Raw genomic sequence first — 26,107 nt, 5'->3', positions numbered from 1 at the left:
GGCGGTGCTGGAGGTCAGTGGGCTGGTGAAGCGGTTCGGCGGCTTCACCGCCGTCAGCAACGTGTCGTTTAGGGTCGATCGGGGCGAGATCCTCGGCCTGATCGGCCCCAACGGCTCGGGCAAGAGCACGATCTTCAACATGCTCTCCGGTACGCTGTCGCCGAGCGCCGGATCGATCCTGTTCGATGGCTCGGAGATTGCCGGCCTTGCGCCGCACCGGATCATCAACCGCGGCATCGGCCGCACCTTCCAGATCCCGCGGCCGTTCCGGCGGCTGAGCATCTTCGAGAATGTCGCGCTTGCCGGTTTCTACGGCCAGGGCCGTCACAGCCGCGTCAAGGCCGAGGAGGCGGCAGAGCGCTCGCTCGCGATGGTCGGCTTGCCGACCGATCGCCATGCCAGCGTCGATGGCCTCGGCGCAGCTGGCCTGAAGAAGCTCGAGCTTGCGAAGGCGCTCGCCACCGCGCCAAAGCTTCTGCTCGCCGATGAAAGCCTCGGCGGTCTCGACGAGGCCGAGATGGGCCAGGCCGCCGACATGCTGCGCAACATCCGCGACGAGCTCGGCATCACCATCATCTGGGTCGAGCACATCATGGGCGTGCTGATGCGCGTCGTCGACCGCGTGATGGTGCTGGATCACGGCGAGAAGATCTCGGAGGGCTTGCCGAGCGCGGTCGCCGGCGATCCGCGCGTGATCGAGGTCTATCTCGGCACCGATGCCGAGACCACGCAGGCGGCGGCCGCCGAAGCGCGCCGCCGCGCGGGAGGCCAATGATGCTGGAGCTTCGCGGCGTCAACGCCGGCTACGGCACCTTCCAGGCGCTGTTCGACGTCAATCTCGACGTCAAGGCTGGCGAGGCCGTCGGCGTCATCGGGCCGAACGGTGCGGGCAAGACCACCCTTATGCGCGTCATCTCCGGCCTGATCCGCCCCTCGCGCGGATCGATCGCGATGGAGGGCGTCGATGTCATCGCGACGCCGGCGCACAGGATCGTCAGCCTCGGCATTGCGCATGTGCCGGAGAACCGGCGGCTGTTTCCGCAACTCACGGTCGACGACAACCTCAAGATGGGCGCCTTCATGAAGGAGGCGCGCGGTCGATACGCGGAGCAGCTCGAGCTCGTGTTCGACCTGTTTCCGCGGCTGAAGGAACGCCGCCGTCAGATGGCCGGCACCATGTCCGGCGGCGAGCAGCAGATGTGCGCGATCGGCCGCGCGCTGATGTCCAACCCCAAACTCCTGCTGCTGGACGAACCGTCGGCGGGACTGGCGCCGGTCGTGGTGCAGCAGGTGTTCGAGCTGGTGAAGCGGATTCGCGGCCGCGGGCTGACGGTGCTGATCGTCGAGCAGAACGTGCAGCAGGTGCTGCGTGTGGTCGACCGTGCCTATCTGATCGAGGCCGGCACGATCAGGGCGTCCGGCACATCGGCCGAGATGCTGGCGAGCGACACGGTCAAGGAAGCGTATCTGGGGGTGTGAGGGCAGATGCAGTCGTTCCTGGACATTTTCGATATCTATCTGCTGGAAGCCGTCATCAACGGCATCCTGCTCGGCGGCGTGCTGGCGCTGCTCGCGCTCGGGCTGAACCTGATCTTCGGCGTCATCGACGTGACCTGGATCTGTTACGCCGAGCTGGTGATGATCGGCATGTACGCCATGTACTTCATGGTGCAGTATTACGGCATCAGCTATTTCATCGCCGCGCCTCTGACCGTCCTGCTGGTCGCTGTCCTCGGCGCGTTGCTGCATTTCCTCGTGATCGCGCCGCTGCTGACCGCGCCGCCGATCAACCAGCTGCTCGCCACCGGTGGCGTGCTGTTCGTGCTGCAGAGTTTTGCGACGGTCGCCTTCGGCATCGACTTCCGCAACCTCGGCATCCGCCTGCCGGTGCTCGCCTTCGGCGACATGAACTTCAGCTACGCGCGGCTTCTGTCGTTCCTGGCGGCGTTGGTCGGCATGGTCGCGGTCTATCTGTTCATGACCCGGACCTTCACCGGCACGGCGATCCGCGCCATCTCGCAGGATCGTCAGATCATGGCGCTGATGGGTGTCGACACCAAACGCATCTATCTCATCACCTCAGCCATCGGCGGCGGGCTGGCCGGGCTCGCCGCCTGCCTGCTGGTGCTGCAATATGACGTGCATCCATTCGTCGGCCTCTCCTTTGGGCCGATCACCTTCCTGATCTGCGTGCTTGGAGGCCTCGGCAATTTCATCGGCGGCTTCATCGCGGCCTTCGTCTTCGCGGAAATCATTTCGCTGGGCGGCCTGTTCTCCGATCTCGAATGGGGCTACGTGCTCGCCTTCGCCTTCTTCATCGTCATGATGTTCATCCGGCCCGCGGGCCTGCTCGCGAGGCGCCGATGATGGGGCAGGGGCGACTTGCAGCATGGGCTGTCGGACTGGCGGCGCTGGTCGCGCTGCCCTTCGTCTACCGCGATCCCTACCACCTGCACATTCTGGTGCTGATCCTGATCTGGTCGTTCGCCTATACATCGTGGTCGATGATGGGGCGGTTCGGTCTGGTCTCGCTCGGGCATGGCGGTTTCATGGGCATCGGCGCCTATGTCACCGCGCTGCTGTGGAATCATCTCGGCGTGTCGCCCTGGATCGGCATTCCCATCAGCATGGTCGCGGCCGGCGCGCTGGCGCTGATCGTCGGCTATCCCTGCTTTCGCTTCCGCATCACCGGGCACTATTTCGTGCTGGTGACGCTGGCGCTGTCAGGCATCGTGCTCCAGGTCATCACGGCGACGCGCGACTACACCGGCGGCTCGCTCGGCTACACGCCGAACCGCGCTTCAGGCAACAAGCTCATCGCGCTGCAATTCGACGACAAGGCCACCTGGTATCTGATCGCGCTCGGCGTCTGGCTCGCCGGGATCGTCGTCTGGCACCTGATCGACCGCAGCATGAGCCGCTACGCGCTCGAGGCGATCTCGGAGGATGAGGATGCCGCGGCCGCTACGGGCGTCGACGTCACCGCTGAGAAGCTCAAGATCACCTTGATCAGCGCCGTGATGACGGCGCTGGCGGGCGCGATCTATTGCCAGTACCAGATGTTCATCACGCCCGACACCGTCTCCGGCATCGCCGTGTCGCTCCAGATGGTGTTCGCGGCGATCGTCGGCGGCCTGTTCGTCTCGCTCGGCCCGACCATCGGCGCCGTCATCACCATCCTGCTCGCGGAGACCCTGCGCATCGGCTTCGGCACCAAGGCGGTCGGCTGGGACAATCTCGTCTACGGCGTGCTGCTGGTGCTTTTCATCATATTCCTTCCCAAGGGTATCCTTGGTAGCCTGCTCGACCGATTGAAGTCGCAACGCAAGGTGCCCCGCGCTCATGAGCAAAAACCCGTCCAAGTCGCTCGCCCAGGAACTTGACCGCTACATCACTCCATTCCGGCACGACGGGTCCGGCAAGTTCCACCTGAAGAATTACAAGACGGACGAGAAGGACGATCTGGACAAGGAGACGGCGCAGGTAATTCTCGACGCCAACAAGCAGCGGCTGGTCGCGTTTCAGGAGAAGCTCTACGCCCAGGACTGCTGGTCGGTGTTGATCGTGTTCCAGGCCATGGATGCCGCCGGCAAGGACAGTGCGATCAAGGCGATCTTCGAAGGCATCAATCCGCAGGGCTGTGAAGTCACGGCCTTCAAGGCGCCGAGCAGCAAGGAGCTCGACCACGACTTCCTCTGGCGCCATATGGTCGCACTGCCCGAGCGCGGCCGTATCGGCATCTTCAACCGATCGCATTACGAGGAATGCCTGGTGACCCGCGTGCATCCGGAGCTCCTCGCCAAGGAGAAGCTGCCGCAAAAGGTCGTCACCAAAAACATCTGGTGGGAACGGTTCGAGGACATCTCTGCCTGGGAACGCTATCTCTGCCGCAACGGCACCGTGGTGCTGAAATTCTTCCTCAACCTCTCCAAGGAGGAGCAACGCCTGCGCTTTCTCGACCGCCTCGAGATTCCCGCCAAGCAGTGGAAGTTCTCGATGGACGACATCAAGGAGCGCGCGCTGTGGCCACGCTATCAGGCGGTCTATCAGGACATCGTGCGCCACACGGCCACGCCGCATGCGCCGTGGTATGTCGTGCCCGCCGACCACAAATGGTTCGCCCGCGTCGTGATCGGCTCGGTCATCGTCGCCGAGCTGGAGAAACTCGACCTGCGCTTTCCGCGCGCCGACAAGGCCTCGCTCGCTGAATTCAAGAACGTGCGCGAGGCGCTGGAGCAGGAAGGGAAGAACGGCAAGAAGCGGGCGAAATGAGAGAGGCGAAAACAACCCCATGCACAGTAGCCGACGATAGCGGAATCAACGACTTGCCGGTCGATGCGGATGAAGTTCGGATTTTGAGAAATTAACTTGCTCCGTCGGGCAAAACAGGGGCATGATGTCATCATCGCGACAGGTCTCGTAGGGTGGGCAAAGCGCAGTCTCGTGGGTTAGCCCTGTTTGCCTCCGCGGATCCACAAGTTGGTGGGTTACGCCGAGCGACCGCGCGTTGCGCAGTCGCTCGTCTAACCCACCCTACGCGTTCGGCGCGAGCCGTTAGTAGCCCCGGCCCCACCAGTAGCAGAAGCGCTCGACATTGGCGGGCAGGCTCGTCTCGTAGTTCGCCCACTTCTCGTATTTCGGCAGCTTCACGTCCTTCATCGCGGCGTCGAAGCATTTGCCGGCATCGGCCGCCTTCTTCACCTCGGCCGAGAGATCCTCCATGTAGGCGATGTCGTCCTCGACATCCTTCTTGGTGCCGAGCCGGCCGCCGGCGTTGGGATGGCCGGGGATCATTCGCTCCCAGTCGAGGGACGCGAGCTTCTTCAGCGAGGCGATGTATTCGAGCGGCGAGGCGTTGTCGGGAATGTTGCGGAACTGGACGGTTTCGATCGGCGCGAAATCGACGACGAAGACGATCTTCTCCTTCGGCAACCGCATCGCCAGCGAATTGTCCGAATGGTTGCGGCCGACATAATCGAGCTCCAGCGTGGTGCCGCCGAGCTTGATGATCTTCTGGTCGTCGACCACCTGGTCCGGCATCACGACATCGGCCAGCAGCGAATTCTGTTTCTTGAGCTCGAGCAGGCGCTCCTTGGTGCGGCGATGCGCGATGAAGGTGGCGCCAAGGTCCTTGAACGGCTGGCCGCCGGCGATGTGGTCGTAATGGTGATGACTGTAGATGACGTATTTGATCGGCTTGTCGGTGACGGCCTTGATCGCGTCGATATAGGGCTTTGCAGGACGCAGATAAGAGATCGGATCGGTCGCGATCACGCCCTGCGGCGTCACCACGAACATCGATTGATGGCCGCCATAGCGGAAGATGTAGACGTTGTCGGTGCCGTCGACCTTCCTGGTCGAGGTCTGCGGCGGCGTCTGCGCAAAAGCAGATCCGCTCATGAGGGTCACGAGAACCGCAATGCAAGATAATGCTTTCATCTCTGGCTTTCTGAAAAAAGGATAGCGCGGGAGGCGGAGATTCTACTTCACACAAACGCTGCGAAGAGGGATTTATTCCGCCCTCCACGCGGTCAATCTGTCGCGGAACAGCTGTGCAAATGTGATCCTTGGGGACATTGATCGCGCTTGACAGTTTTATGTCACGGGAGGAGCATGCGTGTGGTCGCGATCAGCGCGGCGCGTAACGTCCACCTCGTGAGCAAGGGGAGGTCTATGACTCCACCTCCGCAAATCCAGCCGCGTTAAGTGCGATGGAGCTCGTTCGGACTATCGCATAGCGGCAGAAACCGCGAACGGCACGCCGGGTCAAGGTTTAGTGGGCTGCATCAGCAAGGCAGAGCCCCTACCTGCCCGGCGCTGTGCGTTTTGCAGCGCCTCGGGCGTTAGTTGCAAACTTTTCATCTTGCCTGGGCTCATCCGGCATCGTTCACTCGTACTCCAGTCCGCTGATGACATGCGGGCAACAAGAAACTTGGGAGAGTGTGATGCGGGGGCTGCGGGTCGGGTTGCGCGGTCATGTGATCGTCATTTGCGCGTTGGTCGGATGCTTCGTGTGGACCCCATCCGGCCAGGCCCAGCCTTTCTCATCGCGTCCCATCACGCTGGTGGTCCCGTTCGCGGCGGGCGGGCCGACCGATACACTGGCGCGGATCCTGTCGGAGCGGATCGGAGCCGAATTGCGTGCGACGGTCGTGGTCGAAAACGTCGCCGGCGCTTCCGGCAGCATCGCCGGGGCCCGCGTCGCGCGGGCAACGCCTGACGGCACCACCATCACGATCGGCCATTGGGGCACGCATGTGCTCAATGGCGGGATCTTCAAGCTGCCCTATGATGTGGTCGCCGATTTCGAGCCGGTCGCGCTGGTCGCGATGGGCACGCAGCTGATCGTTGGCCGGAAGTCGCTCGAGGCCAACAATCTGAAAGAGCTGATCGCCTGGTTGAAGGCGAATCCCGGCAAGGCTACGGCTGGCACTGCCGGCGCCGGCACTGGCGCGCATGTCGCCGGCGTCTTCTTCAAGGAGAAGACCGGCACCGATTTCCAGTTCGTGCCCTATCGCGGTGCGGGGCCCGCAATGATCGATCTCGTCGCCGGACAGATCGATATCATGTTCGACCAGGCCTCGAACTCGCTGCAGCATTACAAGAACGGTGCGATCAAGGCGTTCGCCGTGACGTCGCCGACGCGGCTTGCGTCCGCGCCTGACGTGCCGACCGTCGACGAGGCGGGCCTGCCGGGCCTCTACATCTCGTACTGGCACGGCATCTGGGCACCGAAGAATACGCCGAAAGAGATTGTCACAAAACTCAACGCGGCCATTGTCGCGGCGCTTGCCGATCCCGCCGTCAAGCAACGCTTTGCCGAACTGGGCCAGGAAATTCCGCCGGCTGCGCAGCAATCGCCCGCAGCGCTCGGCGCCTTCCAGAAGGCCGAGACAGAGAAATGGTGGCCGATCGTGAAGGCTGCGGATATCAAGCCGGAATAGCCACGAGCTTGGTCCTCATCCTGAGGAGGCCGCGCAGCGGCCGTCTCGAAGGATGCGCTACGGGAGAGATAAGGGCCTTCATGGTTCGAGACGGCGCTGACGCGCCTCCTCACCATGAGGGGCAAGAGCATCGCCGCGTTAACATTTGCCTCAACAGCGTGCAGTCCGCGCGAGAAATCTCGCTGCGGTGCGAGATCACAATCGCGGCCCAAGAGGCAACGTCCTTGATCTCGCGTGAGCGCTGGCGGACAATGTTCGCCCTTCAATAAGAAACTCCCTGGGGGATTTCGTGAATAGACCTGCTCGGGTTAGCGCCCATTCGACATCGCCCGATTCTGCGCACGGCATGACGCTGCTGCGCGATCCCCTGTTCAACAAGGGCACGGCCTTCACGGAGGCTGAGCGCGACGCGCTCGGCTTGCGCGGCCTGTTACCGGCCTGCGTGCTGACGATCGAGGAGCAGGTCGAGCGCGTGCTGATCAATCTGCGCTCGCTGCCGACCGATCTGGAAAAATATGTCGCCCTGAATGCGCTGCATGACCGCAACGAGGCGCTGTTCTTCCGCGTGGTCGTCGACAATATCGACGAGATCCAGCCGATCATCTACACGCCGACAGTCGGGCTCGCCTGCCAGAAGTTCGGCCTGATCTTCCAGCGGCCGCGCGGCATGTTCATTTCCTCGCGCGAGCGGGGCCGGATCGGAGAGATACTGAAGAACTGGCCGTATCCGGCCAAGCTGATCGTCGTCACCGATGGCGAGCGCATTTTGGGCCTTGGCGATCTCGGCGCCAACGGTATGGGCATTCCGGTCGGAAAGCTCTCGCTCTATTCGGCCTGCGCCGGCGTGCATCCCGAGCATTGCCTGCCCATCGTGCTCGACGTCGGCACCAACAACGAGGAACTGCTGGGCGATCCCTACTACCTCGGCCTGCGCGAGCACCGTCTCACGGGCGAAGCCTATGACAGCTTCGTCGACGAGTTCATGACTGCCGCGCGAAAGTCGTTTCCGGGCGTGCTGATCCAATTTGAGGATTTCGCCAATCATTCCGCGTTCAAGCTGCTGCACAAATACCGGGATGAGACTTGCGTCTTCAACGACGACATCCAGGGCACCGCAGCCGTCGCGCTCGCCGGCCTGTTCTCGGCCTTGCGTGTCAACGGCGGCAAGCTCAGGGACCAGCGCATTCTCTTCCTCGGCGCGGGCGAGGCGGCGACCGGCATTGCCGATCTGGTCGTCTCCGCCATGATGGCGGACGGCGCGACGGAAGCCGAGGCGCTCCGGCGCAACTGGCTGGTGGATTCCCGCGGCCTCGTCGTTGCACGGCGCGAGGGCCTCCATGGCCACAAGCTGCGTTATGCCCACACCGACCAGGCGCCGATCGCCGACTTCCTCACCGCGATCAAGACGCTGAAGCCGACGGCGATCATCGGCGTTGCCGCGGTCGGCGGCGCCTTCACACCCGAGGTGCTCAGGGCGATGGCCGAGCTCAACGAGCAACCGATCGTGTTCGCGCTGTCCAACCCGACCTCGAAGGCCGAATGCTCGGCGGAGGACGCCTATCGCTACACCGAGGGCCGCGCGCTGTTCGCCTGCGGCAGTCCCTATGATCCGGTCAAGCTCAACGGCCGCACCTTCGTGCCGCGCCAGGGCAACAACTCGTACATTTTCCCGGGCGTCGGCCTCGGCGTCATCGCCAGCCGCTCGCGGCTCGTGACCGATGAAATGTTCATGGCGGCGGCCCATACGCTCGCCAATTGCGTCGGCAACGAAGATCTCGCACAGGGCAGTCTCTATCCGGCACTGCCGCGCATCCGCGAGGTCTCGGCCCTCATTGCCACGGCCGTCGCTGATGTCGCTTATCAGAGGGGCCTCGCCGACGGGCCCGCGCCCAACGACGTCAAGAGCCTGGTCCACTCGGCGATGTACGAGCCGAAATACTGAGCTGAGCCAAGCCGTCTGAAGACAGCCGGGAGAGCTCGGCCTGCATGGTTCGAGACGCCCGCTTTGGCGGGCTCCTCACCATGAGGGTCTGATATCTTGCCGTGAAACGTCTTCATCATCCTGAGGGCCCGCCGCAGGCGGGCGTCTCGAAGGATGGCCGCAAGTAAGCTGCCCGCCCGGCCCAACCGGAATCGCAATTGTCCGCCGCTCGCTTATGTGCGACGGTTCGTAGCATTACAAGAATCTCAAGCCGTTAGGTAGGCCACCATGGACGATCGTTTGCCCGACCTGGGCGACCTCGAGCACGAGGTCATGCAGATAGTATGGGCCCATGGGCCGGTCACGGCCGAAATCGTTCGCGAGCGTCTGTCGCGGCGCCTCAAGGAATCGACGGTACGAACGGTGCTGCGCCGCCTCGAAGAAAAAGGCTATGCTCGCCACACGGTTGACGGACGTACCTATGTCTACCACGCTGCCGAGGCGCGCGCGCGGGTCGCGGCCAAGGCGGTACAACGCATCGTCGACTGGTTCTGCAATGGCTCGATGGAGGAGGTCCTCGTCGGCATGGTGGACAACGCGATGCTCGATCAGCAGCAATTGCGCGCGCTGGCCGACCAGGTGGCCAAGGCGAAGAAGGCAAGGGGAGTGAAGAAAGATGATCGCAGCTCTGGCTGAGGCGGCGTTACGCTCCTTCGCGCTGGGAGGCGTCGTCTGGATCGGTCTCGCCTTGTTTCGCGTGCGCAATCCGCATGTCCACATGACGGCCTGGGTCGTCGTGCTGCTGGCATCGCTGGCGATGCCGTTCGTGATGCATTGGCCGACGCTCACCCTCGACCGGCTGCCTCTGTCCATGCCGGTGCCTGATGAAGCCTGGCCGGCCGATATCTCGATGCTGGAGCGGCCGCAGCCGACGCTGCCGATCGCATCAGGAGCGGCCGTCGCGCCGATGGTGAAGCGTGGCGTCGCGATCGACTGGTGGATGGTCGCCACCACCGTCTATGTCTGCATCGCCGTCCTGCTGCTGTTGCGGCTCGCCGTCGGCCTCTGCCTGACCTGGCGTCTGGCGCGTGCGGCGAAGCCGGTGAAGGGCATGATCGGCGCCGATGTGCGCGTCAGCCGTGACGTCGGCGGCCCCGTCACCTTCGGTTCGACCATCCTGGTCCCGCCGCAGTTTTTCCGCTGGGATGCGAAGAAGCGCCTCGCGGTGCTCGCGCATGAGGGCGCGCATGTCGCCAACAGAGATTTCTACATCCTGCTGCTCGCCTCGCTCAACCGCGTGATGTTCTGGTTCAGTCCGTTTTCCTGGTGGCAGTTGTCGCGCCTTGCCGAGCTCGCCGAGATCATCAGCGACGCCCGCGCCATCGAGATGATCGATGACCGGTTTTCGTATGCGGAGATCCTGCTCGACGTCGCGGCCTCCGTGAAGCCGCGGCCGATGGAGCTTGCGATGGCGCAGGCCTCGACGGTACGCGCGCGGGTCGAACGCATCATCGCGGCCGCCGCGATGCCTGTCGCGGTCGGCTGGCGCAAGCGGCTGTGGATCGCCGCCGCGGTCGTACCGGTCGTGATCGTCTCCGCCGGCATGATTGCCTATCGCACGCCGGACCCGGTGCCATCAGGTGCCGACCTCGGTCATGTGCCGGCGGAGCATTACCGTCCGTCTGTCCACTTCTATGCCATGAGCCCGACCTCGGTATTCGCTGTTTTCCGCGAGGGCGATCAACTCTACGGTCAGCTCACCGGCCAGCGCAGGCTGCGCCTGACCATCGGCAACGACGGGACGGCGTCCTATGCCGCTTCGTTCGGCGAGATCACGTTCCCGTTCGACGCGGAGCATCGCGCGCCCGAGCTGACGCTGCATATGAACGGCCGCGACGTGCGCGCGATCGGCGTCGCCGAGATGCCGGCGCCGGCGACAGATCCGGTGGCGCTCGATCAATATGTCGGCTGGTACAGGATCGCGCCGAGCCGCGTGCTGACGGTGCGGCGCGATGGCGATCGCCTGCAAGTGCAGGAGACCGGGCAAGGCGGATCGCCGATTCTGGCTGAAGGCACCGACGCCTTCTCGCTCCAGGGCGACCATCTCCTGATCTTCCTGCGCGACGAGGGTGCCAACATCGCACGTGTGCTGATCCAGAACGTCGCCTCCGGCGCCCGCATCGCGCCGCGGATCGACGCCGCCGCGGCCCAGGCAATCGAGGCCGACTACGCGCGCCGGCTGGCGGAAGTGCCTGACAGGTTCAGGGAGCAGGTCCCGGTCGCGGGCAGCAAGGAGATGATCCTGCGCGGGATCGAGGATATGCGCGAGGGCAAGCCGAACTACGATCGCATGAGCGCTCCACTTGCGGCGAAGATTCATAAGCAGATCGACGAACTGCGCGCGACATTCGTGGCGCTCGGCGCGGTCGAGACCATCTTCTTCCGCGGCGTCGGGCCCGGCGGCTACGACATCTATGGCGCCAAGTTCGAAAACGGTTCTGCGGAATTCCGCCTGCTGCTCGAGCCCGACGGCAAGGCCGGCGACGTGATCTTCCGGGCCGACGGCAATGACGAACTCGGCGGCATCGTCCCCTGTTCGGAAGAGGCAAGCGTGCGCGGACGTGCCGGCACCTCGCCGATCAGGATCATGCTCTACAACGAGACCGAGGACGACATTCAGGTCTTCAATCTCGATGCAAACGGCGAGCGCAAGGCGCAGAGCGTCGTCAGGTCGGACATGACCTGGGTCGCGCAGACCACCGTGAACAATCCGTGGGTCATTGCCGACAAATCAGGGAAATGCATGGAGATCCTGGTGCCGGGCCGGCAGACGCGCTTCCTCAATCTCGAGGCCGCCAGCGCCGGGGCTCGGCTCGGGCGTGCCGCGCGCCGCGCCGTTCCGATCGCCAATGGCGAGGCGATGCTGCGGCATTACATCGAGGGCATCGGCAGGGGGCTGCCGGACTACGAGCATATGACGACCGAGGTCGCGAACATCACGCGTGCACAGCTTCCGTTCGACCAGGCGATCCTGGCGCGGCTCGGTGCGTTGCGCGCGGTCTCGTTCCGCGGTGTCACCGCACTCGACAGCGACATCTATGTCGCCCAGTTCGCCAACGGCTCGGCGGAATGGCGCATCGGAGTCAGGAACGGGACGATCACCAAGATCGCGCTGGGGCCGAATTTCTAAACGTCTGGCGTGTTTCCATATGTTTCTAACGCGTTCCGCGCGGCCGGAAGTTCCATCAATCCCAGCTTGCGCAGGCTGACCGCAAGCGTTACGTTGCGTAACACTACGTGAGGTAGCCGGCCGTAGGCTTGAGAATTCGGCGCGGCCTCGCGAGCTGACCGGGTTCATGATGTGCATGCTGACGCAACGGGAGCTCGACTTTCTCGCCAGCCTGAAAACCAGCTGGCGGCTGCTCTATCGGCGTGAGCTCATGCGGCTCATCAGAGGGGACGTCGAGACCGGTGAGGCCCGGCCGGAGACGCAACCCAACATCTGGCGCATCGTATCAGGCTGATTCTTCGCTGGTCCTGCGTCGATTCAGGACATGCGACTGTGGTCAAATCGCCACAGCCGGCGCGAAACGATGGCGGCCGCAAGGCCGCTTTTGTTCAGCCAAGGTTCTGCCCTCATTGCCCACCGAAACTCAGGAGTGTTCGGAGGGCGCATCATGTCTCGCATTGCAAGTGCCGAAACTTCCCGGATTTCGCCGGCAACCTCGTGCCGGTTGCTGCTTGCCGTCATCGGCGCCGCTTCGCTTGCGGCCTGCGCACAATCTCCGGTCGGCCGTCAAAAGGCGGATCTGACGCCGACCACGAGGCAGGCATCGATCGAGCGGCCGCACCGGGTGGCGGCACTGCATCCGCGTCCGATCTACAGGCCGCATCCGTCTGACGACACATCGCGCGCGAAGCAGACCGCGTCGCAAGGTGTTGCGAGCTTCTACTCGGATACGGAGACCGCGAGCGGGGAGAGGTTCGACAAGAGCGAGCTGACCGCGGCCCATCCCACGCTGCCATTTGGGACCAGGCTGCGCGTGACCGATGTCTCCTCCGGCCGCTTCGTGACCGTCAGGGTCAACGATCGCGGGCCCTTCGTGCGCGGACGCGTTGTCGACATCTCGCCATCGGCGGCCGAGGCGCTCGGCATGGTCGACAAGGGCGTCGCCAATGTCCGGCTCGACGTCGTGCAATAGAGATGCGCCAGATTTAACCGGCTGTTAGTTGCTCCTCCCGCACGATGGGTGCCCGGCAATGTGGGGCTTTGGGGGGCGACGCTTGAACACGATCCAGTATCTCGAAGATCAGGCTGCGCGCGCCGAGCGACTTGCCAAACGGATCACGGATACGCCGACGATCGAAAAGCTCCTGACCTTCGCCGGCGACCGGCGCCGCGAGATCGAGGTCATCGCCGCCAGGCGGCGCGGCTGACCCTCGCAAGCGGTAACTTCTGCAAATTCATGCTCTGAATGCATTCGCCCTCGCCGTGAGGCGCGGAACTTCCTCTTCTCTCGGGCGTCATGTCAGTCATGAACATGGAGGAGGAAGTCATGGGCTTTGGACGAGGTGCTCTGCTCTGGTTGCTTGGCGTGCCGCTGCCGGTCATCCTGCTGCTCGCGATCTTCTGGCATCACTGATGTGGCCACACGAAAAGCGCCGCGGAAGCGGCGCTTTTTTGTTGCCTGTGATTTGAAGCGTGTCGCGGCTCAGCTATGGCTCTCGACGAAATCGCTGAGATAGTCGGGCAGCGTCACCCCGTCGATGTCGCAGCGGGCCTGAATCTCGTCGGCAACATCGGCCGAGATGTCCCTCATCCAGTGCTCAAGCGTGTTGAACGAGATCACCTTGATGGGATCGTTGAAGCATCCCGCGACCATCTCGCCGATCGCAGCTTCCAGGTCGCTGCGTTCGACACGGATTTCGGTTGCCTTGTCGAGGCGATCGATCACCACGAACAGGGTTTGATCTGCGCCATAAGGCACGGCTGAATCGGGCGTAGCTTGTCGCATCTCCGGCACTCGCGCCTTGCGTTGGATTCTCGGCTTCCGATCCCTGATAACGGGAAGAACCGGAAGAAGGTTCCTGAGACGTCCGTCGTCCGGGGGGCGCCTTCAGAGAAATTCCCGCAAGCGCGCCAGCTCGGCGATATGTTCGGGCGACAGGATTTCGGTCACCAGCGGCGGTTGCGCCGTCGTGTGAATCTCATAGAGGTGCCTGGATGACGACGGCTTCTCCATGAAGGCCAGGATGCACGCATCGAGCGTGCCTTCGCTGACCTGATAGGGCTCGCGGTCCGGCCGGCGCTGATTTCCGAGTGAAGGCCATTTCTGCAGCACTGCGGGCGCGCCGAAATCGACCTTTGAATCGCTGCCGGATGCATCCCCCATCGCCCCGCCTCACGCAAAAAAAAGCCCTGGCACGCTAGCCTTGCGTGCCAGGGCCCATACCCATCGCTGCATCTCAATGCCACGCTTCGACAACGCGGCATCAGGGAAAAGGTTCCGGATCGCCTAACTTGCGGCCGCCGCGATTCTGTGGCCGGGGCTGGCATGGCCGTGGCCGTGCTCATCGCCGCGGCTGACCTCCGGCGGAAGCCCTGCGAAGCGCCGCAAGGCCTCGGCCATCTGCACCCGGCCCTGGACGCCTGTTATCACCACGTCGACCATCGTGAAGGACGAGTGGAAATGGCCGTGCGCCTTCAGCTGCTCGACCGGGACAGCTGCAGCTGCCATCGCCTCGGCATAGGCGATGCCCTCGTCGCGGAGCGGATCGAACTCGCAGGTGACGACAAACGCTGGCGGCAGGCCTGAGACCTTGCCGCGCAGCGGCGAGACGCGCGGATCGGTGCGGTCGGCTGGCGAACAATAGAGGTCCCAGAACCAGTCCATCAGCGAGCGCGTCAGGAAGTAGCCCTCCGCGTTGTCGTTGTAGGAGGGACGATCGACAGTACAATCCGTCACCGGGCACACCAGCAGCTGGCCTGATATCTGCGGCCCGCCGCGATCGCGTGCGAGCTGGCAGGTCACGGCTGCGATGTTGCCCCCCGCGCTCCAGCCGGCGACCAGCACCGGGCCCTCGAAGCCGCCGAGCTCGGCGAGATGCTCGGAGATCCAGCGCGTTGCCGCATAACCGTCCTCGGCAGCAGCGGGGAAGCGATGCTCCGGCGCGTGGCGATAGCCGACGCTGACGAAGGTCATGCCGGTCCGTCGCACCATGTCGCGGCAGAACGGCTCGTCCGATTGCTCGTCGCCGAGCACCCAGCCGCCGCCGTGGAAATAGACCACGATTTGATGCGGTCCCGGCGTCGCCGGCTTGTAGACGCGGTAAGGCAGCGGACCGTCGGCACCGGGCAAGGTGCCATCGACGATCTCGCCGATCGGCCGTCCCGCGGGCCGGGCCTTGTTGAACTCGCCCACGAAGGCGCGCGCGCCGATGGCGCCCATCGATTCGATCGGAGGCAGGTTGAGCGATGCCAGCAGGTTCAGCACCAGCCGGACGTCCGGCTGCAGCCGCACCACCTCGCCGTCATTGCATTGCACGGCGCCGTTGGGTCCAGTGAGCTTGAAGCCGAGCATGCCGCGGCTCACGACCTCGTCGCAGATGCTGCGATAGGGGCCGACGCCGCCGGTGTAAGGCATCAGGCCCTGCACCTTGCCGGGCACGTTGGCGCCCGTGTACCAGGTGTTGGCGAGCCGGTGCAGCGTCACCATCGAGCAGTCGGCCATGTGCCTGTTCCAGCCGGCCTGTGCCGTCTCGGTCGGCTCGATCGTGGTGAAGCCCGCGTCGCGCAAGCCTGCGAGGCGATCCACGACCCAGTCGACATGCTGCTCGATCGAGACCGCCATGTTCGACAGCACCGACGGGCTGCCGGGTCCGGTGATCATGAAGAAATTCGGGAAGCCCGCGACCATGAGCCCGAGATAGCTCTGCGGCCCCTGCGCCCAGACATCGGTGAGCGATCTGCCGCCACGCCCGGTGATCGGATGCACCGCGCGGATCGCGCCGGTCATCGCGTCGAAGCCGGTCGCGAACACGATCACGTCGACATCGAAGCTGCGCTTGTCGGTGGTGATGCCGCCTGCGGTGATTTCCTTGATGGGTTCCTGCCGCAGATTGACCAGCGTGACGTTCGGTCGGTTGTAGGTCGCATAATAATTGGTATCGAGGCAGGGACGCTTGGCGCCGAAGGGATGATCATGCGGCATCAGCGCGGCCGCAGTTTCCGGGTCCTTCACGGCCGCCGAGATTTTCTCGCGGATCAGGTCCTGGATGATCTTGTTGCCGTCGACATCGACGCCCTGGTCGGCCCAGAGCTGCGTCAGGATGTGCACGAGATCGCCAGCCGCCCAGGCGCGCTCGAACCGCTCGCGACGCTCGGCGTCGCTGAGCTGCCAGCTCACGACGGATTGCTGCGGATAGGGAACGCCGGTCATCGACTGGCGCGCCTGCTCGCGATAGGCCGCGCGGTCGCTTTGGAACATGTCCCTGCGATCGGCCGGCGAGGGGCCGTTATGCGCGGGCAGCGCGAAATTCGGCGTGCGCTGGAATACGGTGAGATGCGCGGCCTGTTCGGCAATCAGCGGGATCGATTGGATGCCCGACGACCCCGTGCCGATCACGGCGGCACGCTTGCCGGCGAGATTGACGCCGTCATGCGGCCAGCGTCCGGTGAAATAGACCTCGCCCTCGAAATCCTTGACGCCGTCGATCTCCGGCGGCTTGGGCGCGGAGAGGCAGCCTGTGGCCATGATGTAATGGCGGCAGGAGACCGGCGCGCCATTGTTGGTGGTGATGAGCCAGCGCTCGGCCTTCTCGTCCCATTTGGCCTCGGTGACCTTGGTCTTGAAGCGGATGTCGCGACGCAGATCGTAGCGATCGGCGACGAAGCCGAGATAGCGCAGGATTTCGGGCTGCGTCGCGTATTTCTCCGACCAGGTCCAAAGCTTGTCGAGTTCCGGATCGAACGTGTAGCTGTAGTCGATGGTCTGGATATCGCAGCGCGCGCCGGGATAACGGTTCCAGTACCAGGTGCCGCCGACATCGCCGGCTTCCTCGAGACCGACGGCCGAGAGGCCGGCCTTGCGCAGGCGATGGAGAAGATAGAGGCCGGCAAATCCGGCGCCGACCACGGCAACATCGCATTGTTGGACGGTTCCATCAGCCGCGTCGGACTCACGTGCGGCGACCATAGCTTCCGGCATGGTGTTTCCTCCCGTGTCTCTTGTTTTGCCGGCAGGCTAGCGCTGCAGGCCCGGCTTGTCATCAGACCAAGTGCAATCTTCGGTAGTCCCGTTTGCGGCATCATCGTGGCGGCGCGAACGTTTGCTTCAATGCACGCATCGCGACGCACAATGGCCGTGATTACCCGGGCTAATCATGGACGATCCGTCTGTGTATGCTTGCGGTTACTAGCCACGCGCATCGACCGACTGATCCGTCATGACAGAGTTGAGTGAGCGAACCAAAGCGAACATGGACGTCGTCCTCGAGGAGACGTGCCGGCAACTGCCGCATGGCGGCGATCACGACAGCCGCAGGTTCATCGCCGAGCGTCTGATCGAAGCCGCGCAGTCCGGACATTCCACGCTCGGCGAACTCGGCATCATTGCGCGGCGCGCGCTGGCGGAGATTATCGCCAAGGGCGGCTAGCTGCTGCCACAGCGCTTGCCTCTGCGCGCGTCGCGGACGTAACCTGCCGGGAACATGTCCGCGCATCGAGATTCCCCGAAGATGCGGTCCCTGCTTGCGCTCATCGCAGTCTTTGCATGGCTCTGTCCCGGCGCGGCCATGGCCCAGTCGGTCGGCCAATTTCCATTTGCGTTGACGCGTGAAGGCCAGATGCTCGGCGCCGTCGAGGGCGAAGTGGCGTCCTTCAAGGGGCTCGCTTATGCAGCGCCGCCGGCAGGCAGCCTGCGCTGGCGTCCGCCACAAGGCTTGCCCGAAAGTTCGGAGATGAGCACCGCCTACGACTATGGCGCGCCCTGTCTGCAACCGTCGCTGCCGGCCGCGCGCGAGGATTGCCTCACGCTCAACGTGTTTCGCCCGTTCGGGGTCGACGGGCCGCTGCCGGTGATGATGTTCATCCATGGCGGCGGATTTGTCACGGGCACCGCCAATGATCCGCTGCTCGACGGTTCACGGCTCGCGCAGGCCGGGCTCATCGTCGTGACCGTGAATTATCGTCTCGGCGCGCTCGGCTGGCTCGCGCATCCCGCGCTGTCGGACGGCGGCGCCGGCAATTTTGGCCTGATGGACCAGATCGCGGCACTGCGCTGGGTGCACGACAACATCGCCGCGTTCGGCGGCGATGCGAACAATGTCACGCTGTTCGGCAACGGCGCCGGCGCGACATCGATCGCGCTCTTGATGCTATGCGCCCAATCACGCGATCTCTTCCAGAAGGCCATTCTGCAGTCGGTGCCCGGCCGCGCGCGCCTGCCGTCGTCGCGGGAGGCCGAAACCGCAGCTAAGCAGTTTGTCGCCGCACTCGGGCAAGAGGCGGATTTGCGCGCGGTCGCCCCGAAGCGTCTGCTCGCCGCGGAAAAGCGTCTGCTGGACAAAGCTCCCCGCAGCTTTGCGCCGGCGATCGACGGAAACCTCCTGACGGAAGACATCGCTGCCGGATTTGCCGCCGGGCATGAGAGCCGCATTCCCCTCATCATCGGTTCGAACGATGACGAGACCACCTTCGACAGCGAGGCGGAGGTCAAGGAGGCGCTGTCATCCTCGGGCGAGAGCGTCGCTGAGCTGCGCAAGCTCTATCCTGACATCAAGAGGCCGTCCGATCTTGCAGCTGGCGTCTACACCGACCGGGTTTTCTCCGAGCCGGTGCGGATGCTCGCACGGTTTCATGCTGCAACCGGCGCGCCGACCTTCCGCTACCGTTTTGCTTATGTGCCGGAAGCCCGTCGCGGCAATCCCGACGAAGGCCATGGGCGCGAGTTGCAGTTCATCTTCGGCGTCGAGGGCGTGCCGGGCGCGGGCATCTTCTCGCGACGGGATCGCGAGATCGCAAACCGGATGCGGGCCTACTGGATCAACTTCGCGAAGAGCGGCGATCCCAACGCTCAGGAGTTGCCGCATTGGGATGGGGCTGCGGACCGCGACCATCTGCTGATGATCGCAAACGATCGCATCGCGAGCGGCGACGACCCCTGGGCGGAGCGCCTGGACCGGCTCGCAATCGAGAGCAGGAGATGAGTTGGATTTAAGCCGCGAGCTCGACGCGCGGCGCCAGCGTCAGGCGGTCTTCTTCCAGATAGTCCATCGCACCGTCCTTCTCGACGGCATAGAACTGCTGGCCTTCCCTGGACCGATAGGCGGCGCGAACGACGCCGCGGCGGCCCTTGTCAGAGTTGACGACGTCCCCCAGCGCAAACTTCTTCATCGTAACGTCTCGCATGTCTTCTGGCCGATTCCTTCGGCCACATCAGGATTGTGAGCGGCAAATCGTTAACGACTTGCTAACCATACCGGTTTGCCTATGCTCGCTGCGAAGCGCGGGGGCGTTTAAGCCCGCGCAAAATGTCATCGAGATGAGCCTGAAAACATGACGCGATTTCCGACCCTGTTCCTGTCCCACGGCGGCGGCCCCTGGCCCTTCATGGAGGACCGGCGGGTGCAATATGCCAAGACCGCTGCGGAGTTCGCCCGGCTGCCGCAGCTTCTGCCTGAAAGACCGAAGGCGGTGCTGGTCATCACCGGCCATTGGGAGGCCGATGCCTTCACCGTGTCGACCTCGGCGCATCCGCCGATGGTGTACGACTATTACGGTTTCCCCGAGCATACCTATCACATCACCTATCCGGCGCCGGGCAAGCCCGAGCTGGCAGCGGAGGTGAGGGCGCTGCTCAAACACGCGGGCTTCGATTGCCGGGAAGATCCCAATCAGGGCTTTGACCACGGCACCTTCGTGCCGCTCGGCCTGATGTATCCTGACGCCGATATGCCGATCGTGCTGCTGTCGCTGAAGTCGAGCTACGACGCGGCCGAACACATCAAGGTCGGGCAGACGATCGCCTCGCTGCGCGACGAGGGCATTTTGATTGTCGGCAGCGGGCTCACCTATCACAACATGCGCGGTTTCGGACGCGCCGAGTCCAAGCCCGTCTCGTATGATTTCGAGGCCTATCTGAACGAGGCCATCAGCAATCCGGATGCGGCGCGCCGCAACGCGATGCTGGTCGATTGGGAGAATGCGCCGAGCGCACGCCTGGCGCATCCACGCGAGGATCATTTGTTGCCGCTGATGGTCGCGGCTGGCGCTGCCGGCAGCGACGTGGGCATGCGCGTTTTTGTGGACGAGGTCGCAAACGTTGCGATGGCTTCGTATGTGTTTGGGTGAAGGTGTAGCACTCGTCGGACAGATTGGGTCGCGTAGCTCCAAACCCGGCGGCGTCTTGCGACTGTGACCGCGTCCGCTGTGCTTCTGTGGCGATTGGTTGAAGAAGACCCGAGAGGCAGCGAGATGCTACCGGAGCCAACTACTTATTGTTTCTACTCTTATCGCAGGCTCTTCTTTCACGCCTGGACCGTAATGACTGTCATGATCATTATGGCCGCCGCGTTACCACAGGCTCTAGCAACACCAACAGTGTCGGCGTGCGGATACCTCGCTGGGCTAATCGATAACGCGCCGCCTGGGCCTTTGTTCTTGCCCAGCTATCCGACTGTCGAATCCGGGCCTCTCCATGATGCCGCCTACCTTTATGACAATGCGGTTGCCGCCATCGCATTGGTCGGTTGCGGTCAGCAAGACAAAGCGGACCGGATTGGCGCAGCGATTCTCTGGGCCATCGACAACGACCGCACCTGGCATGATGGCCGGCTCCGGAATGCTTACGCCGCGGGCGCGGTGGCGAACGGCCGCATCAAACTTCCGGGGTGGTGGGACAACACTCAGAACAAATGGTTAGAAGATCGATATCAGGTAGGTGGCGATAACGGCAACATGGCATGGGCCATGTTGGCTTTGCTGTCGATTGACGATGTGAGCACCGGCTCTCGGTTCCGCGACGGGGCAGCACGGATTGGCGCCTGGGTGGCGCAATGGGCCGATACGCGCGGTGCAGGCGGTTTCATGGGCGGTACGTTTGGCCACGAACCGACGCCGGAAGTCCGGACTTGGAAATCGACCGAACACAATACTGATCTCGCCGCCGCATTTGGCCTTCTTGCAATCCGCACAGGCAATTCGCACTGGCGTGATATGGCAAAGGCCGCTGAGCACTTCGTAGATGTGATGTGGGATTCGGCATGCGCCTGTTTCGCAGCGGGCACGGCCGAAGACGGCGTTACGCGCAATCCGATTTTGGCTCTGGATGCTCAAGTCTGGCCTTTAACAGCGCTGCCCGGAGCGGCCAAGGAATTTGCATCGGCAACTGCTACCGTCGAACAGCGAATGAGTGTCGACCAGGGCTTTTCTTACGGTGAAGACCGAGACGGCATGTGGACCGAAGGGACGGGCCAAATGGCTCTCTTGATGGAATTGCTCGGCAGGACCGAGAGGGCAAAGGCGTTGATCGCTGCAATCGAATCCCAGAGGTCGCCGGATGGCGGGTTCTACGCCACAAGTGCCCGAGCGTTACCGACCGGGTTCGTGTTGGATACCGATCCGACCAGGCCACGACTCTATTTCCGATTGCCGCATCTTGGCGCAGCTTCGTGGGCTGCCCTCGCAGAAACTGGTTTCAATCCCTTTACGATGACAAGAGGACTTCCGTAGTTGAGCCGCGGTGCCAAGGGCCAGGAACCGTCGTTACTGTGGTGCTTGGGGCAATTGCGGCATCGTGGCCAGGAGCGCAGTTCTCCCGGAGAGCGCGGACCACCAACGATTGAGCCTGATGTGCTTCTGCAGAAGTGCCAGCCCTTCGGGGGCCAACACGAAGTAGCCGATCATCGGAGCGAGGTGGATATCAGCTAACGACAGATCCTCGCCGGTCAGGTATTGCCCCTGGCCAGCAATTGTCTCCAGAGCCGCAAGTACCCTTGGCGCTGATTCGAGGCCCCGTTCAACCTCGCTCTCTTCAACCGGTCGCCTCAGGGCGGGCCGGAAAACCCTGTGCGAAAAGACCTGTCTCACCAGAGGCCAATAAGCATAGCTGTCTACGATCGACATGATCTGATTGCAGCGGGCTCGTTCTCTTGGCTCGGTTGGCTGGAGCTTCGGAACATCAAAGGCCTCATCCACGTATCGCGTGATGGCGCCCGTCTCGTAAACGGCGAATGCGTTGTGAACCAGCGCGGGCACGCGCTTGAACGGATGGGTGGCGAGGTAGCTTGCAGGCACATTTTCGGAGAACGGATTTACTTCGATCCAATTGTGCATCACGCCCTTTTCATGGAGAGCCAACCGAGCAATCCAGGAATACACGCTGTACTGGTAGCCATGCAGTTCAACCGTCATTTGCCCTGTCTTCTCACCGGGTGATGACGAGACTCTGCCGGATTTTTGCAAATCTGCAAGGTCACCGCGACTTCGGCTTCCGATCAATCTCTGCAGTGGGAGAGGGAGCCCAATGCCGATGCCGCTGCATCGTGCGACCATATGCGATTGCCCCCCGCAAGCGGGAGAGGCGACGAAAAGCCTCACGTATGGCGCGCTGCCATCAGGCCGCGATAAAGCGCGGCGTACTCGCCGGCGCGGTGGCGCCAGGACACGTCGGTCGCAAGGCCGCTTCTTTGCAGCCGCCGCCAGGCTGCCTTGTCGTGGAAGGCGGTGTTGGCCTTGCGCAGCGTGCCGGCGAGGGCGTCTGCCGTCACCGGAGCAAACTTGAACCCAGTGGCGTCACGTCCGGTCTCGTCGATATCAACGATCGTATCCTCGAGGCCACCGACGCGGGAGACGATGGGGACTGCGCCATAGCGCAGCGCGCAGAGCTGGGTGAGACCGCACGGCTCGAACCGCGACGGCACGAGCAGCGCGTCGGAGCCGGCCTGGATCAGGTGGGCCAGTATCTCGTCATAGCCGATCAGAACACCGATCCGGCCGGGATTGGCGCGCGCGGCCGCCTGATAGCGATCCTGAAGATCGCGGTCGCCGCTGCCGAGCAGCGCGAGCTGCATGCCTTGCTCGAGAATTGTCGGGATCGCCTCGAGCAGGAGGTCGAGCCCCTTCTGCCAGGACAGCCGGCTGATGACGCCGAGCAGCGGAGCTTCGTCGGAGGAATCGAGATTGAACTGCTGCTGCAGCACCGCCTTGTTCGCGGCCCGGAACGTGAGGTCCTGGGCGCCGAAGCGATAGGCGATGTGTGGATCTTCTTGCGGATTCCAGACATCGACGTCGATGCCGTTGAGGATGCCGCTCAGCACGCTTGCGCGTTCGCGCAAGAGGCCACCGAGTCCCATGCCGCCTTCATCGCTCTGGATTTCATGCGCATAGGTCGGCGACACCGTGGTGATGCGATCGGCGAGTTGCAGGCCCGCTTTCAGGAAGCTGATGCCGCCGAAATATTCGAGGCCGTGGACGTCGAACGAGGCTGCCGCGGGCAGCCCGATCGAGTCTGCCAGTGCGCGGTCGAACTTGCCCTGATAGGCCATGTTGTGAATGGTCATCACCGTGCCCGGTCGCTGCCCCCCGTCATAATGCAGATAGGCCGGTGCGAGCCCGGCCTGCCAGTCATGGGCATGCACGATTTCGGGAACGAAGGCCGGCACGAGGCCGTGGCCGATATCGGCCGCAACGCGCGAGAGCGCCGCGAAGCGCACGCCGTTGTCCGGCCAATCGACGCCATCAGGGGTGAGGTAAGGGTTGCCGGGCCGTCCATAGAGATGCGGCACGTCGAGCACGAACAGGTCGAGGCCTTCATGGGAGCCGGCGAGCAGGCGGCCCGGGCCGCCGAAATAGTCCGGCCAGCGCCGGATTTCCTGCGCGCCCGCGAGCCGTCGCATCACGTCGGGATAGCCCGGCATCAGCGTGCGCATCTCGACGCCGTGCGCTTTCAGCGCGATCGGCAGCGCGCCGGCGACGTCCGCGAGGCCGCCGGTCTTGACGATGGGATAGACTTCGGAGGCGACCGCGAGGACGCGAACAGGCGTCATGTATTGAGCCTGTCGATCATCGATTGGGTGATCAGCGATATGCCCTGCTCGGTGGTGCGGAAGCGCTTTGCGTCGAGCTCGGGATCCTCGCCGACGACGAGGCCTTCGGGGATATCGATGCCGCGGTCGATCACGACGTTCTTCAAGCGCGCGCCGCGGCCGACGTTCACGTAAGGCATGATCACGGCGTTCTCGACACTGGCATAGGAGTTGATGCGCACGCCGGTGAACAGCAGCGAGCGGCGCAGCGAGGCGCCGGAGATGATGCAGCCGCCCGAGACCAGCGAGCTCACGGCATAACCGCGCCGGCTCTCCTCGTCATGGACGAACTTGGCGGGCGGCGTGATTTCCGAATAGGACCAGATCGGCCAAGCGCGGTCGAACAGATCAAGCTCCGGCACCACGTCCGTGAGGTCGATATTGGCCGCCCAGTACGCATCGACGGTTCCGACATCGCGCCAGTAGGAGCGCGGTTCGGTGCCGGTCCGCACGCACGAGGTCGAGAACTGATGCGCGATGGCGCGGCCGTTCTTGACGATGTAGGGGATGATGTCCTTGCCGAAATCGTGACTCGAGTTCGTATCCTCGGCGTCGCGCTTGAGCTGGTCGAACAGGAATTTGGCGTCGAACACGTAGATGCCCATGCTGGCGAGCGAAACGTCGGGCTTGCCCGGCATTGGCGGCGGATCCTTGGGCTTCTCGAGGAATTGCTGGATCCAGCCGTTCTCGTCGACATGCATGATGCCGAAGCCGGAAGATTCTTGGCGCGGCATTTCGAGGCAGCCGATGGTGACGTCGGCACCGCTGTCGACATGCTGGCGCAGCATCACCTCGTAATCCATCTTGTAGATGTGGTCGCCCGCGAGCACGACGATGAACCGGCAGGCGTGCGCCTCGATGATGTCGATGTTCTGGTAGATCGCATCCGCGGTTCCGACATACCACATGTTCTCCGAGACACGCTGGCTCGCAGGCAGGATGTCGAAGCTCTCGTTGCGCTCGGGGCGGAAGAAGTTCCAGCCCATCTGCAGATGCCGGATCAGGCTGTGCGCCTTGTATTGGGTGGCGACCGCGATGCGGCGGATGCCGGAGTTCACGGCGTTCGACAGCGCAAAATCGATGATGCGGGATTTGCCGCCGAAATAGACCGCGGGCTTGGCGCGCCGGTCGGTCAATTCCAGCAGCCGGCTGCCGCGGCCACCGGCCAGGACAAACGCCAAGGCCTGGCGGGCAAGCGGCTCATTTCCGGCGGCACTCATGTCATCCTCCCACTCGTCTCGCGCAAGCCAAATTCTGGCGTCAACCAAGGCCTCCGCGAAAAAGCCTTCCGGCCGCGCATCATTGGAACCGATAGTAACGGTACGAATAGTCAATCGGGAAGGTGCTTGTTGGTTGCGAACGCACGGGAAGCTTAATGCTTTGGCCGCGGCGGGAGGCTCCTCCGGCGCCGTCGTCCGGCGTTCACAAATCAGGCCTGCGCAGCCGTCTTGTGCGCTGCACGCAGAATTCCAGACTTTGACTTCGCGCAAGGATGCAAGATCATGGCATGCGATGCTTTCCCGAACGAAACGTCAGACAGGGAGTAAGACGATGAGTGTCTGGAAAATGGCAATTGCCTGCTCGTTGACGGTCGGCGTCATGACCGGCCAGATCGGGCAGGCGGTGGCGGCGCCGATGCCGACCCATGTCGCGACCATGAAGGCCGCGGTCGGCGATGACGTCACCCAGGTTCATTGGCGTGGTGGCGGCTGGGGCTGGGGCCTCGGTGGCTTTGCGGCCGGTGCGATCATCGGCAGCGCCATCGCCGGCGCGCCCTATGGCTATTACGGTGGGGGACCGTATTACGGCGGCTATCCGGGTTACGGCTATGGTTATGCGCCGGCCTATTACGGCTACGGCTACGGGCCGGTCTATCCTCGCTATTACCGGCCCTACCGTCCCTATTACGGATATCGCTACGGCTACTACCGGCCCTATTACCGCCCGTACTATCGTCACTATTACCGTGGGTACTGGTGACTAGAGCGACAACCACACGATCAGGCTCATACACGCGAAATGCGCGAGCACGATCGCGGCGAGATGCAGCGGGCCGGCTGTGATGCGAGGTGCGCGATTTTCGAAGCTGTCGCTTTGAGCGGGTGAAATTGAAGTCGAATTGAGTCTGGCCACAGCAGCGCTCTCTCCGTTCCCTCCC

25 protein-coding genes are annotated in these 26,107 nt (G+C 63.5%); 17 read left to right on the top strand and 8 right to left on the bottom strand.

Annotated elements, in window-relative coordinates:
- The first annotated feature begins 4 nt into the window (after positions 1–4).
- Genes M2427_RS15575 through M2427_RS15555 form a run of 5 tightly spaced genes read left to right on the top strand, consistent with a single transcriptional unit; the run spans position 5 to position 4,272 of the window.
- Entirely contained in the window at positions 5–775 is a 771-nt protein-coding gene (locus M2427_RS15575; protein ID WP_280707267.1) for an ABC transporter ATP-binding protein, read from the top strand.
- Positions 775–1,479 carry an ABC transporter ATP-binding protein gene (locus M2427_RS15570; RefSeq protein WP_280707265.1) on the top strand — a complete coding sequence of 235 codons (705 nt, stop codon included), beginning with the start codon at positions 775–777 and terminating at the stop codon, positions 1,477–1,479. Before M2427_RS15575 ends, M2427_RS15570 begins: the two co-directional genes overlap by 1 nt.
- 6 nt (positions 1,480–1,485) lie before the next feature.
- Positions 1,486–2,367 carry a branched-chain amino acid ABC transporter permease gene (locus M2427_RS15565; protein ID WP_280707264.1) on the top strand — a complete coding sequence of 294 codons (882 nt, stop codon included), beginning with the start codon at positions 1,486–1,488 and terminating at the stop codon, positions 2,365–2,367.
- Entirely contained in the window at positions 2,364–3,383 is a 1,020-nt protein-coding gene (locus M2427_RS15560) for a branched-chain amino acid ABC transporter permease (protein WP_280707263.1), read from the top strand. Before M2427_RS15565 ends, M2427_RS15560 begins: the two co-directional genes overlap by 4 nt.
- The gene (locus M2427_RS15555; RefSeq protein WP_280707262.1) at positions 3,343–4,272 is read left to right on the top strand and encodes a polyphosphate kinase 2 family protein; all 930 of its coding nucleotides are present in this window, start codon (positions 3,343–3,345) and stop codon (positions 4,270–4,272) included. The genes M2427_RS15560 and M2427_RS15555 overlap by 41 nt, the downstream gene beginning before the upstream one ends.
- 282 nt (positions 4,273–4,554) lie before the next feature.
- Here M2427_RS15555 and M2427_RS15550 read toward each other — a convergent pair whose 3' ends face one another.
- Positions 4,555–5,400 (bottom strand): MBL fold metallo-hydrolase, encoded by an 846-nt coding sequence (locus tag M2427_RS15550; protein WP_280707261.1) that lies wholly within the window; start codon positions 5,398–5,400, stop codon positions 4,555–4,557.
- A 545-nt stretch (positions 5,401–5,945) separates the two neighbouring features.
- On the opposite strand from M2427_RS15550, the gene M2427_RS15545 reads away from it, so the two are divergent.
- The 7 genes from M2427_RS15545 to M2427_RS15515 all read left to right on the top strand — a co-directional run bounded on the left by M2427_RS15545 (position 5,946) and on the right by M2427_RS15515 (position 13,302).
- Positions 5,946–6,944, top strand: a complete 999-nt coding sequence (locus tag M2427_RS15545) for a tripartite tricarboxylate transporter substrate-binding protein (RefSeq protein ID WP_280707259.1) — start codon at positions 5,946–5,948, stop codon at positions 6,942–6,944.
- Between the two features lie 289 nt (positions 6,945–7,233).
- Entirely contained in the window at positions 7,234–8,886 is a 1,653-nt protein-coding gene (locus M2427_RS15540) for an NAD-dependent malic enzyme (protein ID WP_280707258.1), read from the top strand.
- A 267-nt stretch (positions 8,887–9,153) separates the two neighbouring features.
- Positions 9,154–9,561 carry a BlaI/MecI/CopY family transcriptional regulator gene (locus M2427_RS15535; RefSeq protein WP_280707257.1) on the top strand — a complete coding sequence of 136 codons (408 nt, stop codon included), beginning with the start codon at positions 9,154–9,156 and terminating at the stop codon, positions 9,559–9,561.
- Complete coding sequence (locus M2427_RS15530) at positions 9,542–12,055, top strand: M56 family metallopeptidase (RefSeq protein WP_280707256.1); 2,514 nt, start codon at positions 9,542–9,544, stop codon at positions 12,053–12,055. The genes M2427_RS15535 and M2427_RS15530 overlap by 20 nt, the downstream gene beginning before the upstream one ends.
- 175 nt (positions 12,056–12,230) lie before the next feature.
- A complete protein-coding gene (locus M2427_RS15525; protein ID WP_280707255.1) occupies positions 12,231–12,389 on the top strand; it encodes a hypothetical protein in 159 nt (52 codons plus the stop codon).
- 153 nt (positions 12,390–12,542) lie between these two features.
- Positions 12,543–13,067, top strand: a complete 525-nt coding sequence (locus M2427_RS15520; protein WP_280707254.1) for a septal ring lytic transglycosylase RlpA family protein — start codon at positions 12,543–12,545, stop codon at positions 13,065–13,067.
- Positions 13,068–13,149: 82 nt separating this feature from the next.
- Positions 13,150–13,302: a hypothetical protein gene (locus M2427_RS15515; RefSeq protein WP_164933937.1), complete on the top strand. Its 153-nt coding sequence runs from the start codon at positions 13,150–13,152 to the stop codon at positions 13,300–13,302.
- Positions 13,303–13,577: 275 nt separating this feature from the next.
- Here the strand turns inward: M2427_RS15515 and M2427_RS15510 are convergent, their stop codons facing one another.
- The 3 genes from M2427_RS15510 to M2427_RS15500 form a co-directional block, all read right to left on the bottom strand.
- Complete coding sequence (locus tag M2427_RS15510) at positions 13,578–13,880, bottom strand: hypothetical protein (RefSeq protein WP_280707250.1); 303 nt, start codon at positions 13,878–13,880, stop codon at positions 13,578–13,580.
- Positions 13,881–13,982: 102 nt separating this feature from the next.
- On the bottom strand, positions 13,983–14,258 hold the full coding sequence (locus tag M2427_RS15505; RefSeq protein ID WP_280707249.1) for a hypothetical protein: 276 nt from the start codon (positions 14,256–14,258) through the stop codon (positions 13,983–13,985).
- Between the two features lie 123 nt (positions 14,259–14,381).
- Positions 14,382–17,072: an alpha/beta hydrolase fold domain-containing protein gene (locus M2427_RS15500; protein ID WP_280707248.1), complete on the bottom strand. Its 2,691-nt coding sequence runs from the start codon at positions 17,070–17,072 to the stop codon at positions 14,382–14,384.
- Between the two features lie 271 nt (positions 17,073–17,343).
- On the opposite strand from M2427_RS15500, the gene M2427_RS15495 reads away from it, so the two are divergent.
- Both M2427_RS15495 and M2427_RS15490 read left to right on the top strand, forming a co-directional pair.
- The gene (locus tag M2427_RS15495; protein WP_249141655.1) at positions 17,344–17,520 is read left to right on the top strand and encodes a hypothetical protein; all 177 of its coding nucleotides are present in this window, start codon (positions 17,344–17,346) and stop codon (positions 17,518–17,520) included.
- An 81-nt stretch (positions 17,521–17,601) separates the two neighbouring features.
- Entirely contained in the window at positions 17,602–19,071 is a 1,470-nt protein-coding gene (locus M2427_RS15490; RefSeq protein WP_280707247.1) for a carboxylesterase family protein, read from the top strand.
- A 7-nt stretch (positions 19,072–19,078) separates the two neighbouring features.
- Here M2427_RS15490 and M2427_RS15485 read toward each other — a convergent pair whose 3' ends face one another.
- Positions 19,079–19,258, bottom strand: coding sequence for a hypothetical protein (locus M2427_RS15485; RefSeq protein ID WP_280707246.1), 180 nt, complete (start codon positions 19,256–19,258; stop codon positions 19,079–19,081).
- Between the two features lie 162 nt (positions 19,259–19,420).
- On the opposite strand from M2427_RS15485, the gene M2427_RS15480 reads away from it, so the two are divergent.
- Positions 19,421–20,215: a class III extradiol ring-cleavage dioxygenase gene (locus tag M2427_RS15480; RefSeq protein WP_280707245.1), complete on the top strand. Its 795-nt coding sequence runs from the start codon at positions 19,421–19,423 to the stop codon at positions 20,213–20,215.
- Between the two features lie 192 nt (positions 20,216–20,407).
- A complete protein-coding gene (locus M2427_RS15475; RefSeq protein WP_280707244.1) occupies positions 20,408–21,595 on the top strand; it encodes a hypothetical protein in 1,188 nt (395 codons plus the stop codon).
- Positions 21,596–21,628: 33 nt separating this feature from the next.
- Here M2427_RS15475 and M2427_RS15470 read toward each other — a convergent pair whose 3' ends face one another.
- The 3 genes from M2427_RS15470 to glgC all read right to left on the bottom strand — a co-directional run bounded on the left by M2427_RS15470 (position 21,629) and on the right by glgC (position 25,169).
- Positions 21,629–22,276, bottom strand: a complete 648-nt coding sequence (locus M2427_RS15470; protein ID WP_280707243.1) for a glutathione S-transferase family protein — start codon at positions 22,274–22,276, stop codon at positions 21,629–21,631.
- A 182-nt stretch (positions 22,277–22,458) separates the two neighbouring features.
- A complete protein-coding gene (gene glgA, locus M2427_RS15465; protein ID WP_280707242.1) occupies positions 22,459–23,910 on the bottom strand; it encodes a glycogen synthase GlgA in 1,452 nt (483 codons plus the stop codon).
- Positions 23,907–25,169, bottom strand: coding sequence for a glucose-1-phosphate adenylyltransferase (gene glgC, locus M2427_RS15460; RefSeq protein WP_280707241.1), 1,263 nt, complete (start codon positions 25,167–25,169; stop codon positions 23,907–23,909). The genes glgA and glgC overlap by 4 nt, the downstream gene beginning before the upstream one ends.
- Before the next feature lie 331 nt (positions 25,170–25,500).
- On the opposite strand from glgC, the gene M2427_RS15455 reads away from it, so the two are divergent.
- Entirely contained in the window at positions 25,501–25,929 is a 429-nt protein-coding gene (locus tag M2427_RS15455) for a hypothetical protein (protein ID WP_280707240.1), read from the top strand.
- Positions 25,930–26,107 lie beyond the last annotated feature (178 nt).

The sequence above is a fragment of the Bradyrhizobium sp. BR13661 genome (assembly GCF_029892425.1).
In the GTDB taxonomy this organism is placed as follows: Bacteria; Pseudomonadota; Alphaproteobacteria; order Rhizobiales; family Xanthobacteraceae; genus Bradyrhizobium.
The sequence above is the reverse complement of the archived record's forward strand: the minus strand, read 5'-3'. Positions and strand labels throughout refer to the sequence as shown.

Bases quoted from the DNA above. Each gene is read 5' to 3' on its own strand.
- M2427_RS15570 (WP_280707265.1), top strand. From the start codon at position 775: ATGCTGGAGCTTCGCGGCGTCAACGCCGGCTACGGCACCTTCCAGGCG.
- M2427_RS15565 (WP_280707264.1), top strand. From the start codon at position 1,486: ATGCAGTCGTTCCTGGACATTTTCGATATCTATCTGCTGGAAGCCGTC.
- M2427_RS15560 (WP_280707263.1), top strand. From the start codon at position 2,364: ATGATGGGGCAGGGGCGACTTGCAGCATGGGCTGTCGGACTGGCGGCG.
- M2427_RS15555 (WP_280707262.1), top strand. From the start codon at position 3,343: ATGAGCAAAAACCCGTCCAAGTCGCTCGCCCAGGAACTTGACCGCTAC.
- M2427_RS15550 (WP_280707261.1), bottom strand. From the start codon at position 5,400: ATGAGCGGATCTGCTTTTGCGCAGACGCCGCCGCAGACCTCGACCAGG.
- M2427_RS15545 (WP_280707259.1), top strand. From the start codon at position 5,946: ATGCGGGGGCTGCGGGTCGGGTTGCGCGGTCATGTGATCGTCATTTGC.
- M2427_RS15535 (WP_280707257.1), top strand. From the start codon at position 9,154: ATGGACGATCGTTTGCCCGACCTGGGCGACCTCGAGCACGAGGTCATG.
- M2427_RS15530 (WP_280707256.1), top strand. From the start codon at position 9,542: ATGATCGCAGCTCTGGCTGAGGCGGCGTTACGCTCCTTCGCGCTGGGA.
- M2427_RS15525 (WP_280707255.1), top strand. From the start codon at position 12,231: ATGCTGACGCAACGGGAGCTCGACTTTCTCGCCAGCCTGAAAACCAGC.
- M2427_RS15520 (WP_280707254.1), top strand. From the start codon at position 12,543: ATGTCTCGCATTGCAAGTGCCGAAACTTCCCGGATTTCGCCGGCAACC.
- M2427_RS15510 (WP_280707250.1), bottom strand. From the start codon at position 13,880: ATGCGACAAGCTACGCCCGATTCAGCCGTGCCTTATGGCGCAGATCAA.
- M2427_RS15505 (WP_280707249.1), bottom strand. From the start codon at position 14,258: ATGGGGGATGCATCCGGCAGCGATTCAAAGGTCGATTTCGGCGCGCCC.
- M2427_RS15500 (WP_280707248.1), bottom strand. From the start codon at position 17,072: ATGCCGGAAGCTATGGTCGCCGCACGTGAGTCCGACGCGGCTGATGGA.
- M2427_RS15495 (WP_249141655.1), top strand. From the start codon at position 17,344: ATGGACGTCGTCCTCGAGGAGACGTGCCGGCAACTGCCGCATGGCGGC.
- M2427_RS15490 (WP_280707247.1), top strand. From the start codon at position 17,602: ATGCGGTCCCTGCTTGCGCTCATCGCAGTCTTTGCATGGCTCTGTCCC.
- M2427_RS15485 (WP_280707246.1), bottom strand. From the start codon at position 19,258: ATGAAGAAGTTTGCGCTGGGGGACGTCGTCAACTCTGACAAGGGCCGC.
- M2427_RS15480 (WP_280707245.1), top strand. From the start codon at position 19,421: ATGACGCGATTTCCGACCCTGTTCCTGTCCCACGGCGGCGGCCCCTGG.
- M2427_RS15475 (WP_280707244.1), top strand. From the start codon at position 20,408: ATGACTGTCATGATCATTATGGCCGCCGCGTTACCACAGGCTCTAGCA.
- M2427_RS15470 (WP_280707243.1), bottom strand. From the start codon at position 22,276: ATGACGGTTGAACTGCATGGCTACCAGTACAGCGTGTATTCCTGGATT.
- glgA (WP_280707242.1), bottom strand. From the start codon at position 23,910: ATGACGCCTGTTCGCGTCCTCGCGGTCGCCTCCGAAGTCTATCCCATC.
- glgC (WP_280707241.1), bottom strand. From the start codon at position 25,169: ATGAGTGCCGCCGGAAATGAGCCGCTTGCCCGCCAGGCCTTGGCGTTT.
- M2427_RS15455 (WP_280707240.1), top strand. From the start codon at position 25,501: ATGAGTGTCTGGAAAATGGCAATTGCCTGCTCGTTGACGGTCGGCGTC.